The organism is Pseudomonas putida (genome assembly GCF_004357765.1).
Taxonomy (GTDB): domain Bacteria; phylum Pseudomonadota; class Gammaproteobacteria; order Pseudomonadales; family Pseudomonadaceae; genus Aquipseudomonas; species Aquipseudomonas putida_U.
In genome coordinates this window covers 247927-264013 of the sequence record NZ_SMTE01000008.1, presented here as the reverse complement: position 1 = coordinate 264013, position 16087 = coordinate 247927, and the positions used below count along the sequence as shown (strand labels likewise).

Annotated in this window: 12 protein-coding genes; 9 read left to right on the top strand and 3 right to left on the bottom strand. The window is 62.9% G+C overall.

Annotation, left to right across the window (positions count from 1 at the left end):
• Position 1 precedes the first annotated feature (1 nt).
• The gene (locus E2H86_RS14310) at positions 2 to 961 is read right to left on the bottom strand and encodes an AAA family ATPase (RefSeq protein WP_133328823.1); all 960 of its coding nucleotides are present in this window, start codon (positions 959 to 961) and stop codon (positions 2 to 4) included.
• A 222-nt stretch (positions 962 to 1183) separates the two neighbouring features.
• Here E2H86_RS14310 and E2H86_RS14305 point away from each other — a divergent pair, with 222 nt between their 5' ends.
• Complete coding sequence (locus E2H86_RS14305) at positions 1184 to 2428, top strand: phospholipase effector Tle1 domain-containing protein (RefSeq protein ID WP_133328821.1); 1245 nt, start codon at positions 1184 to 1186, stop codon at positions 2426 to 2428.
• Between the two features lie 41 nt (positions 2429 to 2469).
• Here E2H86_RS14305 and E2H86_RS14300 read toward each other — a convergent pair whose 3' ends face one another.
• Positions 2470 to 2823: a hypothetical protein gene (locus tag E2H86_RS14300; protein ID WP_133328819.1), complete on the bottom strand. Its 354-nt coding sequence runs from the start codon at positions 2821 to 2823 to the stop codon at positions 2470 to 2472.
• 273 nt (positions 2824 to 3096) lie between these two features.
• Between E2H86_RS14300 and E2H86_RS14295 the strand changes: the two genes are divergently transcribed.
• Positions 3097 to 7962, top strand: coding sequence for an NAD-glutamate dehydrogenase (locus E2H86_RS14295; protein WP_133328817.1), 4866 nt, complete (start codon positions 3097 to 3099; stop codon positions 7960 to 7962).
• 152 nt (positions 7963 to 8114) lie between these two features.
• On the opposite strand, the gene ppsR is transcribed toward E2H86_RS14295, so the two are convergent.
• Positions 8115 to 8933: a posphoenolpyruvate synthetase regulatory kinase/phosphorylase PpsR gene (gene ppsR, locus E2H86_RS14290; RefSeq protein ID WP_133328815.1), complete on the bottom strand. Its 819-nt coding sequence runs from the start codon at positions 8931 to 8933 to the stop codon at positions 8115 to 8117.
• A gap of 175 nt (positions 8934 to 9108) precedes the next feature.
• Here ppsR and ppsA point away from each other — a divergent pair, with 175 nt between their 5' ends.
• From ppsA to sigX, 7 genes are all read left to right on the top strand, one after another.
• Positions 9109 to 11484, top strand: coding sequence for a phosphoenolpyruvate synthase (gene ppsA, locus E2H86_RS14280; RefSeq protein ID WP_133328813.1), 2376 nt, complete (start codon positions 9109 to 9111; stop codon positions 11482 to 11484).
• A 65-nt stretch (positions 11485 to 11549) separates the two neighbouring features.
• Complete coding sequence (locus E2H86_RS14275) at positions 11550 to 12575, top strand: alpha/beta fold hydrolase (protein WP_133328811.1); 1026 nt, start codon at positions 11550 to 11552, stop codon at positions 12573 to 12575.
• Between the two features lie 112 nt (positions 12576 to 12687).
• Complete coding sequence (gene rraA / locus E2H86_RS14270) at positions 12688 to 13179, top strand: ribonuclease E activity regulator RraA (protein ID WP_133328809.1); 492 nt, start codon at positions 12688 to 12690, stop codon at positions 13177 to 13179.
• A gap of 27 nt (positions 13180 to 13206) precedes the next feature.
• On the top strand, positions 13207 to 14217 hold the full coding sequence (locus E2H86_RS14265) for a zinc transporter ZntB (RefSeq protein ID WP_133328807.1): 1011 nt from the start codon (positions 13207 to 13209) through the stop codon (positions 14215 to 14217).
• A 57-nt stretch (positions 14218 to 14274) separates the two neighbouring features.
• On the top strand, positions 14275 to 14538 hold the full coding sequence (locus tag E2H86_RS14260) for a CrfX protein (RefSeq protein ID WP_133328805.1): 264 nt from the start codon (positions 14275 to 14277) through the stop codon (positions 14536 to 14538).
• Positions 14539 to 14540: 2 nt separating this feature from the next.
• A complete protein-coding gene (locus tag E2H86_RS14255) occupies positions 14541 to 15365 on the top strand; it encodes a mechanosensitive ion channel family protein (RefSeq protein ID WP_133328803.1) in 825 nt (274 codons plus the stop codon).
• 114 nt (positions 15366 to 15479) lie between these two features.
• Positions 15480 to 16046 (top strand): RNA polymerase sigma factor SigX, encoded by a 567-nt coding sequence (sigX, locus tag E2H86_RS14250; protein ID WP_133328801.1) that lies wholly within the window; start codon positions 15480 to 15482, stop codon positions 16044 to 16046.
• The last annotated feature ends 41 nt before the right edge of the window (positions 16047 to 16087 follow it).

Below are 16087 nucleotides of genomic sequence, written 5' to 3'. Positions count from 1 at the left end.
CTCACGCAACGGCGACGACATCGAGGATGCGCTGGACCACCCGGTCCTGGTCGACCCCCGCGGCCTCGGCCTCGAACGACAGAATGATGCGGTGGCGCAGCACGTCGAACAGCACCGCCTGAATGTCCTCGGGGCTGACGAAATCGCGCCCAGCCAGCCAGGCATGGGCGCGCGCGCAACGGTCGAGGGCGATCGAGCCACGCGGACTGGCGCCGTAGGCGATCCAGTCGGCCAGTTCGGCGTCGAACTTGGCCGGGGTGCGCGTGGCCATTACCAACTGCACCAGGTATTCCTCCACCGCATCGGCCATGTAAAGGCCGAGGATCTCCTTGCGCGCGGCGAAGATCGCCTGCTGGCTGACCCGCCGCTCGGGCTTGACCTCACCGCCAAGGGCTTCGCCGCGGGCCTGCTGGAGGATACGACGCTCGACGGCAGCGTCCGGGAAGCCGATTTTCACGTGCATGAGGAAGCGGTCGAGTTGGGCTTCGGGCAGCGGGTAGGTGCCTTCCTGCTCGATCGGGTTCTGCGTGGCCATGACCAGGAACAGTGGTGACAGCTCATAGGTGCTGCGTCCGACGCTGACCTGGCGTTCGGCCATGGCCTCGAGCAGGGCCGATTGGACCTTGGCCGGGGCGCGGTTGATCTCGTCGGCCAGCACCAGGTTGTGGAAGATCGGCCCTTGCTGGAACACGAAGCTGCCGGTTTCCGGGCGGTAGATCTCGGTGCCGGTGATGTCCGCCGGGAGCAGGTCGGGGGTGAACTGGATGCGATGGAACTGCGCCTCGATACCTTCGGCAAGCTCCTTGATGGCCTTGGTCTTGGCCAGACCCGGCGCCCCCTCCACCAGCATGTGGCCGTCGGCCAGCAGTACGATCAGCAGGCGCTCGACCAGCTTCTCCTGGCCTAGGATCTGGGAGGAAAGAAAGGTGCGCAGCGCGATCAGCGCTTCACGGTGTTCCATCGGCGACGGTTCCTGGGATTGCGCCAGGGCGAGCGCGGAGCGCGGGCGGCCTGGCAGGGGCTGATACTTTAATCCATCCGGGGGGGCGCCGACCAATGCAGGCTCGCATTTTTATCCTGCTCAGCGAGGCGAATTCTCCTGCTTTGCTTTACGTGTTTGCCGATTTGCAACGGATGCGGGCTGGCGCTTGCTGGTTTTCTTTTCCTTGTCTGGAACGAAACCATGAGCGAGCAGCACGACTTCCCAACTGGGGTGACCCTGCGGGTGGGGATTTTCTTCGACGGCACCGGCAACAATCAGTGCAACCTGGCCCTGGGGGGCGATGGCGAAGCGGGTAGTTATGGCAACTCACGCAGCAACGTGGCGTTGTTGCACGCGTTGTATCCCACCGGGATGCTGGGCGACCAGTTGTTCATCAAACGCTACGTGCCAGGTGTTGGCACGCGCGAAGGTGCTGCCGACTCCTTCTACGGCCAGGCCACCGGACGCGGTTCCACAGGCGTGGAGGCGCGGGTGGCCGAGGTGTTGGCCTGGTTCGAAAACCAGCGGCACGCGGGCCCCTTGCCGGCACGCCTGGCGTTCGACCTGTTCGGTTTCAGCCGTGGCGCGGCGGCGGCGCGGCACCTGGCCAATCGGCTGGCCGAGGTGCAATGGCCGATCAATTTCATCGGCCTGTTCGACACCGTAGCGGCCATCGTCGCGCCGTTGAGTTGGGACTTCGACCCTGCCGACACCCGCAATGGCGCTCTGCGCCTGGGGCTGGCCCCAGGCATTGCCCGGCACGTGGTGCAATTGGTGGCCGGGGATGAGCAACGGCACAATTTTCCCCTGGTGCGCAGTGCCAACGACATCGTCGTGCCCGGTGTACATGCCAACGTCGGTGGTGGTTACAAGGAGCGCATGCACGAGCAGGTGCAGCTGTGCAAGCCGTTTTCCCAACGGGTGGCGCAGTCGACACCGGTCGAGCGGACCGAGGCCTATGCCCAGGCTGTCAGTTTGCTGCAGACCTCGTTCGCCGAATTGGATGCGCCCGCGGCCCAGGTGCTCAGCTGGGAAGAGCCGGTTGTCGGCGGCGCCGTCCAGCGGTTCTTGGCGCAGAAGCAGGTGTATGCCGCGGTTCACCGTGAGCGTGAGGTGCTCGGACACCTGTCGCGGGTGTACCTGAGCCTCATGCGGGAACTGGGCGTGCGTGGCGGGGTGCCGTTCGCGCCGCTGGGGGGAGAGCCTGAACACCGCTTGCCGGCAGAGTTGCGCGGTATCAGCCACAAGGTGCAGGGCTTTGCTTTGGGCGATTGTTCGCAGTTGCAACTGACCGGTGCAGAGCGCCAGCTGCTGCAGGGTCGTTACGTGCACACATCGGCCCACTGGAATGCCCTGAACGGCATGCGCAACAGCCGTCTTGACTGGATGTACGTGCATCGCCCAGCCCCCAAGGGCAGGGTGATGCATGACAATCCACTGGGCTGAATGAGCGGGCGCCGAGCTAGGGCAGATGCCGGGTCGCAGCCTCAACGCTGGTCGATGAAGGTCCCGGTGCCGTCGAGGATATTGCGCAAGGTCAGCGCCACTTCATCCAGGTCGGTGCCCGCCGAGGTCAGTTCGATGTCCAGTGAGGCGTCGCCTTTGAGCGCATCGCGGTCGGTGGCGGCCACCTCGAGCCTCAGGCGCTGGGCACTCAGCGCCACCGTCAGGCCATCGAGGGTCGACGGCTCGTCATCCAAGGTGAGGTCGACGGTGTCTTCATCTGGATAGCGGGTCAGCAGGAACATCTGCCCTTTGTCGCTGTGGCAGCACAGGGTCGCCATGTTGTCTTCCTCGTCGTCGCAAGGGGTGGCGAACAGCAGGGCGGTCTTGATGTGCATGGCAGGGCTCGGACTGGAGTGAATGAAAGGGAATTCTGACAGCCCGATGCGCATCCATAAACGTAAAGTTTCCACCCTTTGACCGAAATTGTCGCAGCACCGCAAGCGGCGATGACCGGCCAGTCGTTAAGCTTCGGCGAGCCATGAGCGTGCTTGCACGTTCAACGCCCAGGTTTTCACCGTTCGTCTTGCCACGGGTTGACTATCGTTGATCCGTGTACGGCGCACGCATGCGACGCTTCATTACAACAAAGCCCACGCGGAGTACCACAGATGGCGTTCTTCACCGCAGCCAGCAAAGCCGACTTCCAGCATCAACTGCAAGCGGCCCTGGCGCAGCACATCAGCGAGCAGGCACTGCCACAAGTGGCGCTGTTCGCCGAACAGTTCTTCGGCATCATCTCTCTGGACGAACTCACCCAGCGGCGCCTGTCCGACCTGGTCGGCTGCACCCTGTCGGCCTGGCGCATCATCGAGCGCTTCGACCCCGCGCAACCTCAGGTACGGGTGTACAACCCCGACTACGAGCGCAATGGCTGGCAGTCGACGCACAGCGTGGTCGAGGTGTTGCACCACGATCTGCCATTCCTGGTCGACTCGGTGCGCACCGAGCTCAACCGCCGCGGTTACAGCATCCACACCCTGCAGACCACCGTGCTGAGCGTGCGCCGGGGCGCCAAGGGCGAACTGCTGGAACTGTTGCCCAAAGGCACCCAGGGCGAGGGCGTGCAGCATGAGTCGCTGATGTTCCTGGAGATCGACCGCTGCGCCAACGCCGCCGAACTGCAGGTGCTGGCCCGCGAGATCGAGCAGGTGCTGGCCGAGGTACGGGTGGCGGTGGATGACTTCGAGCCGATGAAGGCCAAGCTGCGCGAAGTGGTGGCGCAGGTCGAGCAGACCGCCTTCGGCCCCGCCCAGCACGAGAAAGATGAGGTCAAGGCCTTCCTCGAGTGGTTGCTGGACAACCATTTCACCTTCCTCGGCTACGAGGAGTTCACGGTCCAGGCCGATAGCGCCGGCGGCCAGATGGTCTACGATCCGGACTCGTTCCTCGGCCTGCCGCGGCGTTTGCGGGTGGGCCTGACCGCCGAGGATCTGCGTATCGAAGATTACGCGGTCGCCTACCTCAACGAACCGCTGCTGCTGTCCTTCGCCAAGGCCGCCTTGCCCAGCCGGGTGCATCGTCCGGCCTATCCGGACTACGTGTCGATCCGCCAGCTCGATGCGGCTGGCAAGGTCATCAAGGAGTGCCGCTTCATGGGCCTGTACACCTCGTCGGTGTATGGCGAGAGCGTGCATTCCATTCCTTATATCCGTGTCAAGGTCGCCGAGGTCGAGCGTCGCTCAGGCTTCGATGCCAAGGCGCACCTGGGCAAGGAGCTGGCCCAGGTACTCGAGGTGTTGCCGCGCGACGACCTGTTCCAGACGCCGATCGACGAGCTGTTCAGCACGGTCATGTCGATCGTGCAGATCCAGGAGCGCAACAAGATTCGTGTGTTCCTGCGCAAGGATCCGTACGGTCGCTTCTGCTACTGCCTGGCTTACGTACCGCGGGAAATCTATTCCACCGAAGTGCGCCAGAAGATCCAGCAGGTGCTGATGGAGCGCTTGAAAGCGAGCGACTGCGAGTTCTGGACCTTCTTCTCCGAGTCGGTGCTGGCGCGGGTGCAGTTGATCCTGCGGGTCGATCCGAAGAACCGCATCGATATCGATCCGCAGCAGCTCGAGAAGGAGGTGGTCCAGGCATGCCGGTCGTGGCAGGACGACTACACCGCGCTGGTCATCGAGAACCTCGGCGAAGCCCAGGGCACCAACGTGCTCAGCGATTTCCCCAAAGGTTTCCCAGCCGGCTACCGCGAGCGTTTCCCGGCGCATTCGGCGGTGGTCGACCTGCAGCACGTGCTGGCCTTGTCCGAAACCAAGCCACTGGTGATGAGCTTCTACCAGCCGCTGACGCGCCTGGGCGAGCGCCTGCTGCATTGCAAGCTCTACCACGCCGATACCCCACTGGCGCTGTCCGACGTGCTGCCAATCCTGGAAAACCTGGGCCTGCGCGTGCTCGGCGAGTTCCCTTACCGCCTGCGCCACGCCAGTGGTCGCGAATACTGGATTCATGACTTCGCCTTCACCTACAGCGAAGGTCTGGACCTGGATATCCAGCAGCTCAACGACACCCTGCAGGACGCCTTCGTCCACATCGTCAACGGCGACGCCGAAAACGATGCCTTCAACCGCCTGGTGCTCACCGCCGGCCTGCCGTGGCGCGATGTGGCGCTGCTGCGCGCCTATGCCCGTTACCTCAAGCAGATCCGCCTGGGCTTCGACCTGGGCTACATCGCCAGCACCCTGAACAACCACACCGATATCGCCCGCGAGCTGACCCGGCTGTTCAAGACCCGCTTCTACCTGGCGCGCAAACTGGGCCAGGATGACCTGGATGACAAGCAGCAGCGTCTGGAACAGGCGATCCTCACCGCCCTGGACGACGTCCAGGTGCTCAACGAGGACCGCATCCTGCGCCGCTACCTGGACCTGATCAAGGCCACCTTGCGCACCAACTTCTACCAGCCCGATGCCAATGGCCAGGCCAAGCCGTACTTCAGTTTCAAGTTCAATCCCAAGCTGATTCCCGAACTGCCCAAGCCGGTACCCAAGTTCGAGATATTCGTCTATTCGCCGCGGGTCGAGGGCGTGCACCTGCGCTTTGGCAATGTCGCCCGTGGCGGCCTGCGTTGGTCGGACCGCGAGGAAGACTACCGGACCGAGGTGTTGGGCCTGGTCAAGGCCCAGCAGGTGAAGAACTCGGTGATCGTCCCGGTGGGGGCCAAGGGCGGCTTCCTGCCGCGGCGCCTGCCGCTGGGCGGCAGCCGCGACGAGATCGCCGCCGAGGGCGTGGCCTGCTACCGCATCTTCATCAGCGGCCTGCTCGACATCACCGACAACCTCAAGGACGGCGGCGTGGTGCCACCGGCCAACGTGGTGCGGCACGATGACGACGACCCTTACCTGGTGGTAGCGGCGGACAAGGGCACCGCGACCTTCTCCGACATCGCCAACGGCATCGCCATCGACTACGGCTTCTGGTTGGGCGATGCCTTCGCCTCCGGTGGCTCGGCTGGCTATGACCATAAGAAGATGGGTATCACCGCCCGCGGCGCCTGGGTCGGCGTGCAGCGCCACTTCCGCGAGCGCGGGATCAACGTGCAGCAGGACCCGATCACCGTGATCGGCATCGGCGACATGGCCGGCGACGTGTTCGGCAACGGTCTGTTGATGTCCGACAAACTGCAGTTGGTCGCAGCCTTCAACCACCTGCACATCTTCATCGACCCCAATCCGGACCCGGCCACCAGCTTCGCCGAACGCCAGCGCCTGTTCGACCTGCCACGTTCGGCCTGGAGCGACTACGACACCAGCATCATGTCCGAGGGCGGCGGCATCTTCCCGCGCAGCGCCAAGAGCATCGTCATCACTTCGCAGATGAAAGAACGCTTCGCCATCGAGGCCGACCGCTTGACTCCGACCGAGCTGCTCCACGCGCTGCTCAAGGCACCGGTGGATCTGCTGTGGAACGGTGGCATCGGTACCTACGTCAAGGCCAGCAGCGAAAGCCATGCCGATGTCGGTGACAAGGCCAACGACGCCTTGCGCGTGGACGGCGACGAGTTGCGCTGCAAGGTGGTGGGCGAGGGCGGTAACCTGGGCATGACCCAGCTTGGCCGCGTCGAGTTCTGCCTGCACGGCGGAGCCACCAACACTGACTTCATCGACAACGCCGCTGGCGTGGACTGCTCCGACCACGAGGTCAACATCAAGATCCTGCTCAATGAGGTTGTGCAGGGCGGCGACATGACCGAAAAGCAGCGTAACCAGCTGTTGGGCAGCATGACCGACGAAGTGGCCACACTGGTGTTGGGCAACAACTATAAACAGACCCAGGCGCTGTCGCTGGCTGCACGCCGCGCCCGCGAACGGATTGCCGAGTACAAGCGGCTGATGGCTGACCTGGAGAGCCGTGGCAAGCTCGACCGAGCCATCGAATTCCTGCCCAGCGAAGAGCTGCTGGCCGAGCGCCTGGCGGCCGGTCAGGGGCTGACCCGTGCCGAGCTGTCGGTGCTGATCTCCTACAGCAAGATCGACCTCAAGGAGCAATTGCTCAAATCGCAGGTGCCGGACGACGACTACCTCACTCGCGACATGGAGACCGCCTTCCCACCGTCGCTGGTCAGCAAGTTCGACGTGGCCATGCGCCGCCACCGCCTGAAGCGCGAAATCGTCAGCACCCAGATCGCCAACGACCTGGTCAACAACATGGGCATCACCTTCGTGCAGCGCCTGAAGGAGTCCACTGGCATGAGCCCGGCCAATGTCGCTGGAGCCTACGTGATCGTGCGCGATATCTTCCACCTGCCGCACTGGTTCCGCCAGATCGAGGCATTGGATTACCAAGTACCCGCCGAGATCCAGTTGACCCTGATGGACGAGCTGATGCGTCTGGGGCGTCGGGCTACGCGCTGGTTCTTGCGCAGCCGCCGCAACGAGCAGGACGCCGGGCGCGATGCAGCGCACTTCGGGCCGAAGATCGCGCAGTTGGGGCTGAAGCTCGACGAACTGCTGGAGGGGCCGACCCGCGAACGCTGGATGGAGCGCTATCAGGGCTTCGTCGCCGCTGGCGTGCCGGAGTTGCTGGCGCGCATGGTCGCTGGCACCAGCCACCTTTACACGCTGTTGCCAATCATCGAAGCGGCGGATGTCACGGGACATGAGCCTGCGCAGGTGGCTAAGGCGTTCTTCGCCGTGGGCAGCGCGCTGGACCTGACCTGGTACCTGCAGGAGATCAGCAACTTGCCGGTGGAAAGCAACTGGCAGGCCCTGGCCCGCGAGGCATTCCGCGACGACATCGACCTGCAGCAGCGGGCGATCACCATATCCGTGCTGCAGATGGCCGACGCGCCAGAGGACATCAATGCCCGGGTGGCGTTGTGGGCCGAGCAGCATCGAGTGATGGTCGAGCGCTGGCGCGCCATGCTCGATGACCTGCGCAACGCCACCGGCACCGATTATGCGATGTATGCGGTGGCCAATCGCGAGTTGGTCGACCTGGCGATGAGCGGGCAGGCGGTGGTGGTGCCGTCCTGAGTGTAAGTGCGAATGGGGAGCCCCGGCGGTGATGCCGGGGGTGCTCGTCGGGAGAGTTTTAGCGTCTGTGAGATCGAGCGACGCCCGCGATGCGCCGCGTGGGCGGCGCTCGATCTAACCAGCGACGAACAACTTACGGCGAGCCCCACGCCCTACTTGAACCTACGCTCCACACCTTTCTCCACCAGGATCTTCGCGGAAATCTCCTCCACCGAGAAATGCGTCGAATTGATGTTGGGGATGTTCTCGCGGCGGAACAGATTCTCCACTTCCCGTACCTCGAACTCGCATTGGGCGAAGCTCGAATACCGACTGTTGGGCTTGCGCTCGTGGCGGATGGCGGTGAGGCGGTCGGGGTCGATGGTCAGGCCGAACAGCTTGTGCTGGTACTTCTTCAGTACCGCTGGCAACTGCAGGCGCTCCATGTCGTCTTCGGTGAGCGGGTAGTTGGCGGCGCGGATACCGAATTGCATGGCCATGTACAGGCAGGTCGGGGTCTTGCCGCAACGCGACACGCCGACCAGGATCAGGTCGGCCTTGTCGTAATAATGGGTACGGGCTCCGTCGTCATTATCGAGGGCGAAATTCACCGCCTCGATCCGCTCCATATAGTTCGAGTTGCCCCCGATAGAGTGGGATTTTCCGACGGAATACGACGAATGGGCAGTCAATTCCTGCTCAAGTGGGGATAAAAACGTCGAAAAGATGTCGATCATGAAGCCGTTCGACGTCGCCAGGATCTCACGGATGTCCTGATTGACGATGGTGTCGAAGATGATCGGCCGCATGCCGTCGCGTTCGGCGGCCGCGTTGATTTGCGCCACCATGTTCCGCGCCTTGTCCGGTGTATCGATGTAGGGGCGGGTGAATTTATTGAACGGAATGCTATCGAACTGCGCTAGCAAGCTTTGGCCCAGGGTTTCGGCCGTGATGCCGGTGCCGTCGGAGATGAAGAACGCGGTTCGTTTCATTTGCGATCTGGGCCTTAAGCTGATGACAAATCTTGGATATGATAAGTTCGGTTTGCCGAACGTGGCTGTCGGCATTCTCACTTATTTTCCAGGTACAGGCCACAAGCGCCCGGTCAAGTCATAGCGGCAGGCCGGCGCCCTTGAGCGTTTCCCATACAGAAGTGGAGAGATCACCTTGGTAGAGTACGTAGTTTCCCTCGATAAGCTCGGCGTCCATGATGTAGAGCATGTGGGGGGCAAGAACGCATCCCTGGGCGAGATGATCAGTAATCTTGCCGGTGCCGGCGTCTCGGTGCCGGGCGGCTTTGCCACTACGGCTCAGGCGTACCGCGATTTCCTCGAACAGAGCGGGCTGAACGACCGCATCCACGCTGCGCTCGATGCGCTGGACGTCGATGACGTCAACGCCCTGGCCAAGACCGGCGCACAGATCCGTCAGTGGGTCATGGAGGCCGAGTTCCCGGCGCGTCTGGATTCGGAAATCCGTACGGCGTTCGCCGAAATGTCCAAGGGCAACGACAACATGGCCGTGGCCGTGCGCTCGTCGGCCACCGCCGAAGACCTGCCCGACGCTTCCTTCGCCGGTCAGCAGGAAACCTTCCTCAACATCCGTGGCGTGGACAACGTGATCCGTGCGGCCAAGGAGGTCTTCGCCTCGCTGTTCAACGACCGCGCCATCGCCTACCGCGTGCACCAGGGCTTCGATCACAAGCTGGTGGCCCTATCCGCTGGCGTGCAGCGCATGGTCCGTTCGGAAACCGGCACGGCCGGCGTGATGTTCACCCTGGACACCGAGTCGGGCTTCCGCGACGTGGTGTTCATCACGGGCGCCTACGGCCTGGGTGAAACCGTCGTGCAGGGTGCGGTCAACCCGGACGAATTCTACGTCCACAAACAGACGCTGCAGGCTGGCCGTCCGGCGATCCTGCGCCGCAACCTGGGCAGCAAGGCGATCAAGATGGTCTATGGCGACGAAGCCAAGGCCGGTCGTTCGGTCAAGACCGTCGAAGTCGACCGCGCCGACCGTGCGCGCTTCTGCCTGAGCGACGACGAAGTCAACGAGCTGGCCAAGCAGGCCATGATCATCGAGCAGCACTATCAGCGCCCGATGGATATCGAGTGGGCCAAGGACGGTGACGACGGCAAGCTGTATATCGTCCAGGCCCGTCCTGAGACCGTGAAGAGCCGTGCCAGCGCCAACGTCATGGAACGCTACCTGCTCAAGGAAAAGGGCACCGTGCTGGTCGAAGGCCGCGCCATCGGCCAGCGTATCGGCGCCGGCAAGGTCCGCGTGATCAACGACGTGTCCGAGATGGACAAGGTCCAGCCAGGCGACGTACTGGTCTCCGACATGACCGACCCGGATTGGGAACCGGTCATGAAGCGCGCCAGCGCCATCGTCACCAACCGTGGCGGCCGTACCTGCCACGCGGCGATCATCGCCCGTGAACTGGGCATTCCGGCCGTCGTTGGCTGCGGCAACGCCACCCAGGTCTTGAAGGATGGCCAGGGCGTGACCGTGTCCTGCGCCGAAGGCGACACCGGTTTCATCTTCGAAGGTGAGCTGGGCTTCGACGTCAAGCAGAACTCGGTCGATGCCATGCCGGAACTGCCGTTCAAGATCATGATGAACGTCGGTAACCCGGACCGCGCCTTCGATTTCGCCCAGCTGCCCAACGCCGGTGTCGGCCTGGCGCGTCTGGAGTTCATCATCAACCGCATGATCGGCGTGCACCCCAAGGCACTGCTGAACTACGCCGGCCTGCCGCCGGAGCTCAAAGAGAGCGTCGACAAGCGCATCGCGGGCTACGACGACCCGGTCGGCTTCTATGTCGAGAAGCTGGTCGAAGGCATCAGCACCCTGGCCGCGGCCTTCTACCCGAAAAAGGTCATCGTGCGCCTGTCGGACTTCAAGTCCAACGAGTACGCCAACCTGATCGGCGGCAAGCTGTACGAGCCGGAAGAAGAGAACCCGATGCTGGGCTTCCGTGGGGCTTCGCGTTACATCAGCGAGTCGTTCCGTGACTGCTTCGAGCTCGAATGTCGCGCCCTGAAGCGCGTGCGCAATGAAATGGGCCTGACCAACGTCGAGATCATGGTGCCGTTCGTGCGTACCCTGGGCGAAGCCAGCCAGGTCGTCGACCTGCTCGCCGAGAACGGTCTGGCCCGTGGCGACAATGGCCTGCGCGTGATCATGATGTGCGAGCTGCCGTCCAACGCCATCCTGGCCGAGGAGTTCCTCGAGTACTTCGACGGTTTCTCGATCGGTTCCAACGACCTGACCCAGCTGACCTTGGGCCTGGACCGCGACTCGGGCATCATTGCTCACCTGTTCGACGAGCGTAACCCTGCGGTCAAGAAGCTGCTGGCCAATGCCATCGCCGCCTGCAACAAGGCCGGCAAGTACATCGGCATCTGCGGCCAGGGCCCTTCGGACCACCCGGACCTGGCCAAATGGCTGATGGAGCAGGGCATCGAAAGCGTGTCGCTGAATCCGGATTCGGTCCTCGAGACCTGGTTCTTCCTGGCCGAGGGCCAGGGCGCGGCTTGATCTGGTAAATTGCGGGGACGTGCCTGGCGCGCCCCCGCCTGGTCTATCCAGGGCGAGTTCCAGCAATGGATCCCGCCCTTTTTTTGTGCAAGTCATCTATGCAAAGCAGCAGCACTCTATTTCCCGTGGCCCTGCTCAGCGCCGAGCGCCGGGGCGACCTCAGCGAAGACGTGTACCGGATCAAGGCCGGCAACAGCCCGGATCCGAGCGTCGAACTGGCTGTCACCCGCCTGGGGCTGGCGGATCAGACCGCTGGCCATGGCCAGCCGGTCATCCTCCTGCACGGCAGTTTTTCCAACCGACGCTTCTGGTATTCGCCCAAAGGCATCGGACTGGGGGCGCAACTGGCGCGTGCCGGTTTCGACGTGTGGATCCCAGAGATGCGTGGCCACGGCCTGTCGCCGCGCAACCGCGACTGGCAGCGCAATCGCGTGGCCGACTATGCCCGCTACGACCTGCCGGCGATCGCCGCTTTCGTACACGAACAGGCGGCGCGAGCGCCGCACTGGATCGGTCATTCGCTGGGCGGCACCACCCTGGCAGCGGCATTGGGTGGGGGCTACCTGCCGGCCACCCAGATGGCTAGCGTAGCGTTGTTCGGCAGCCAGGTGAGCCGGGTGTATTGGCCGTTGAAAGTGCCACCCTTGACCTGGGGAGCGAAGCTGCTGCTCAAGCGTTGGGGGCACCTTTCCGGTCCGCGCTTGAAACGTGGCCCGGAGGACGAACCGATTGGTCTGGCGCTGGAAAGCATGCGCTGGCATGGCCTGTTCGGGCGTTTCGGCGACAAGGGCGACGATTGGTGGGCGGGGTTGGCCAACGTCGATGTACCGCTGCTGGTGGTGGCCGGCGCCGGGGACACTCAGGACCCGGTATGGGCGTGCCGCAAGTTGTACGAGCAGTTGGGTGGGGAGCGCAAGCAGTTCCTGCGCCTCGGGCGGGAAGAGGGTTTCGAGGCGTTTGGCCATGTCGACATGCTGGTGAGCAAGGCGGCGCAGGCGCAGGTATGGCCATTGGTGGAGCGCTGGTTGCGCGACCCGTTGGTGGCGGTGCATGAGGCGACGGTGGCGGCGGAGGTTGTGCCGGCGGGGTGATCACAGGTTTCCATAAAACCTGAATGACCGCCCGGTCTGGGATGACTGCACCGACCGCTCCGGTGTAGCCTAGCTCCACATCCGCTTTCGTTGCGACTGACAGGAGCTTGCCATGCAGCATTACGTTACGCCCGACCTGTGCGATGCCTACCCGGACCTGGTCCAGGTGCTCGAGCCGATGTTCAGCAACTTCGGCGGCCGCGATTCCTTCGGTGGCCAGATCGTCACCATCAAGTGCTTCGAGGACAACTCGCGGGTCAAGGAGCAGGTCGAACTCGATGGCAAGGGCAAGGTGCTGGTAGTTGACGGGGGTGGCTCACTGCGCTGTGCGTTGTTGGGCGACATGCTTGCCGAAAAGGCCGCCAAGAATGGCTGGGAGGGGCTGGTCATCTATGGCTGCGTACGCGACGTGGATGTGCTGATCCAGACTGACGTGGGGGTGCAGGCGCTGGCCAGCCACCCGAAGAAGACCGACAAGCGCGGCCTGGGCGACCTCGATGTGGCGGTGACCTTCGCCGGTGTTACTTTCCGCCCAGGCGAGTATGTATATGCTGACAACAACGGCGTAATCGTCTCGCCAAGCCCGCTGAAAATGCCGGAGTAATGCGCCGTACGCGCTGATGGAGCGTCAATGTTCGAGGAAGACAACGCGCAGTGGGGGCTGGTCCATGCCCTGGTGCTCGATGGTAAAGGCGGCGCGCGTTCAATCGCCCGTACCGAGCTGGATGGCTTGCAGTTGCAGCCGCAGGAAAGCCTGTGGCTACACTGGGATCGCAGCCACCCGCAGACCCGTACCTGGTTGCTGCGCGACAGCGGCCTGAGCGAGTTCGCCTGCGACCTGCTGCTGGAAGAAAATACCCGGCCACGGTTGTTGCCGCTGGCCGAGGAACAATTGCTGCTGTTCCTGCGCGGGGTCAACCTCAATCCGGGTGCCGAACCCGAGGACATGGTGTCGGTGCGTATCCACGCCCAGGCGCAGCGTGTCATCTCCCTGCGTTTGCGTTCGCTGCGTGCCAGCGAAGAGATCCTTCAGCAATTGCAAGAAGGCAGGGGGCCGAGATCGGCATCGGAACTGTTGCTGCTGATGGGAGAACTGCTGACCGAGAAGGTCCAGGCACTGGTCAGCGACCTGTCTGAACTGGTCGATCTGGAGGAGGAGAAGTTCGAATCCGACGAACGGTACTCTTCACGCCATGCTGGCCCCGAACACGGCAGTCTCCAGCAGATCCGTCGACGCGCCGCGGGCTTGCGGCGCTTTCTGGCCCCGCAGCGGGAGATCTACGCCCAGCTTTCGCGCAGCAAATGGAGTTGGTTCGCCCCGGCCGATGCCGATTACTGGAACGAACTCAACAACAGCCTGATCCGTTACCTCGAGGAACTCGAGCTGGCCCGCGAGCGCGCGGCGCTGGTGCTGGAAAGCGAGGATCGCCGGCGCAGCGAGCGGATGAACCGGACCATGTACCAGTTCGGCATCATCACCTGCATCTTCCTGCCGATGAGTTTCATCACCGGCTTGCTCGGCATCAACGTCGGCGGCATTCCTGGGGCGCAGAATCCCTACGGTTTTCTGTTCGCCTGCATGGTCGTGCTGGGGTTGGCCGTGGGGCAGTGGTGGCTGTTCCGTCGTCTGCGCTGGGTATGAAGGTTGTGACCCATGGCCCGGCCGTCTCGTCTCTGACTGACACTGCGCGAGGTGCCCATGCACGATCCGTTTGAAGAATCCTTGCGCGACCTGCTCAAGGCGTCGCCGTCCGGTAAGGACCGGGATGATGCCGCCTGCCTGGGTCGCGTGCTGAAAACCGCCAACCGCCAGGTCGGCGCTGGCGATCTGTTCAGCTTGCTTGGCCGATGGAGCCAGGCGCTGCTGATCGCCGTGAACAACGGTTCGGCGCATGTCGCGCCGGTCCGTCGACACTCTACTCGCAACGCTGCCGCCGGCAGCAAAGCTGATAAGGCCGATTGAATATGGAACTCGATCTCTGGACCCAGAGCCTGGTCACTGCCATGACTGCCCTTTGGACCAAGGTAGCGAACTTCATCCCCAACCTGTTCGGCGCGCTGGTCGTGGTGCTGCTGGGTTTCGTGGTGGCCAAGCTGCTCGACACGCTGCTGTCCAAGCTGTTGGCCAAGTTCGGTCTGGACCGCCTGATGGCCGGCACCGGCCTGACCAAGATGCTCGGTCGCGCCGGCATTCAGGTACCGATTTCCACCCTGATCGGCAAGATCGTCTATTGGTTCGTGTTGCTCATCTTCCTCGTCTCGGCTGCCGAGTCCCTGGGCCTGGAACGGGTTTCGGCGACCCTGGACATGCTTGCCCTGTACCTGCCCAAGGTATTCGGCGCAGCCCTGGTGCTGCTCGCCGGCGTGCTGTTGGCACAGCTGGTCAACGGCCTGGTGCGCGGCGCTGCCGAAGGCATCGGCCTCGATTACGCCGCAGGCATGGGGCGCATCGCCCAAGGGCTGGTGGTGATCATCAGCATTTCGGTGGCCATTAGCCAGTTGGAGGTCAAGACCGACCTGCTCAACCACGTGATCGTCATCGGTCTGATTACCGTTGGTCTGGCCGTTGCGCTGGCCATGGGCCTGGGCAGCCGGGAAATCGCCGGGCAGATCCTGGCAGGCATCTATGTGCGTGAGCTCTACCAGGTCGGCCAGCAGGTGCGGATTGGAGAGGTCGAAGGGCAGATCGAGGAGATCGGTACGGTGAAGACGACCGTGCTCACCGATGATGGCGAACTAGTGTCGCTGTCCAACCGTGTGTTGCTCGAGCAGCGAGTCACTAGCCGCTAACCGCATAAAAGCTGTTAATGTATGCCGCCGCAAAAATCGGCCCGAGCGGGCCGAGCGGCGACATTGACCTGACTGTCGGCCAGATCCGTTTTGAATAAAGTTCATTCGCCGCCCATGCGTTATGACCCCCGCGAACTCACCGATGAGGAGTTGGTGGCGCGTTCGCATGAGGAGCTGTACCACGTTACCCGCGCCTATGAGGAACTCATGAGGCGCTACCAGCGGACCCTGTTCAATGTGTGCGCACGTTACCTGGGGAACGACCGGGACGCGGACGATGTCTGTCAGGAAGTGATGCTGAAGGTGCTCTACGGGCTGAAGAACTTCGAAGGCAAGTCGAAGTTCAAGACCTGGCTCTATAGCATCACCTACAACGAGTGCATTACCCAGTACCGCAAAGAGCGTCGCAAGCGCCGGTTGATGGATGCCCTGAGTCTGGACCCTGTAGAAGAGGCGTCCGAGGACAAGGCCCCGAAAGCCGAAGAGAAAGGCGGGCTGGACAAGTGGTTGGTGCATGTGAATCCGATCGACCGGGAGATCCTGGTGCTACGTTTTGTCGCAGAGCTGGAATTCCAGGAGATCGCCGATATCATGCATATGGGGCTCAGTGCAACAAAAATGCGTTACAAGCGCGCCCTAGACAAGCTTAGAGAGAAATTTGCCGGTATGGATGAAACTTAGTCCATAGGAAATATCTCTAACCAATCGGCGAGTTCTGCTAG